At 41.6% G+C, this 954-nt stretch carries 1 protein-coding gene and 1 pseudogene; one reads left to right on the top strand and one right to left on the bottom strand.

The genetic code is table 11. The annotated features are described in order from the left end of the window. Positions 1–387: helix-turn-helix domain-containing protein (locus tag G7Y39_RS13250; protein ID WP_206225179.1), on the bottom strand; the 387-nt coding region annotated here is incomplete at its 3' end. A gap of 439 nt (positions 388–826) precedes the next feature. Between G7Y39_RS13250 and G7Y39_RS13255 the strand changes: the two are divergent. Beyond that, a pseudogene (locus tag G7Y39_RS13255) lies at positions 827–954 on the top strand (transcriptional regulator); the annotation flags it as partial.

Raw genomic sequence — 954 nt, forward strand, 5'->3', positions numbered from 1 at the left:
ATCGACATTGGTCAGCTTTTGGCAATTCGCACCCTCGCGAATATAGGTCGAACCCGAAAAGAAATAGGGCTTGTTCTTGCCCGACGGGACATCGATTACCCACACGTCTTTCCCATCCACATCCACTCGGTACATATTGTAGTGGAGCATCGGCGAAATCTCACCGATGGCATCTTGAATGGCGGAACGCTTATTGTTATCTATCTCGACCCCGACAATCTGATTGCCATTATCTACGCCAATCAACACATATCCACCGGCGGAGTTGGCAAAACTGCATACCTCCTCTGCGATATCGCGAACTTTTGATGGCACGCTCCGCTTAAAGTCCGCATTAAAGCCCTCTCCACTGTGGGCAAGTTCCTTTATATCATTTGCAGTCAACATACTATTTTGTGCTTTGGACTTCACAAATATAGTACTTATTTTTCAGATATCCGCTATAATCACCTCAAAAGTTTGCTAAAAGTTTGTCAAAAGTTTACTCTATTTGCGCACTTACAGTGAATTCTCGATAAATATCGAAAAAGATCTTGATAGCATACTCATTTTACCGATGCAACTTGACTTTATCGCCGTTTCATATATACACGAATAATAAAGTCAAATTAAGGGGAAAGAAAAGAAATTCTTTCTCTCCCCTCTTATCGAAATTTAACATCTTCCTCTGTTGCGACCATTGGGCGGAGCAGAGGAAAACACAGTAAAGTGAGAAGAAACGTGAAACAGTTAACCGAATAACGTTAAAGCAAAATACCCCCCAATCTCAATATATCATATAATAAATATTTTTGCTATCTTTGCAGCATTAAAAGATATATTGGATATGGCAAAGGACACAATGGGGACTAAGTTGCCTCGAAAGCTGGAACAAAAAATGGTGATTATGGGTGAGCAGATAAAGCTTGCCCGGTTGCGTCGCAACCTCTCTATTGCTCAGGTTGCGGAACGAGC

It is taken from the genome of Parabacteroides sp. ZJ-118, from assembly GCF_011038785.1.
Classification (GTDB): Bacteria; Bacteroidota; Bacteroidia; order Bacteroidales; family Tannerellaceae; genus Parabacteroides.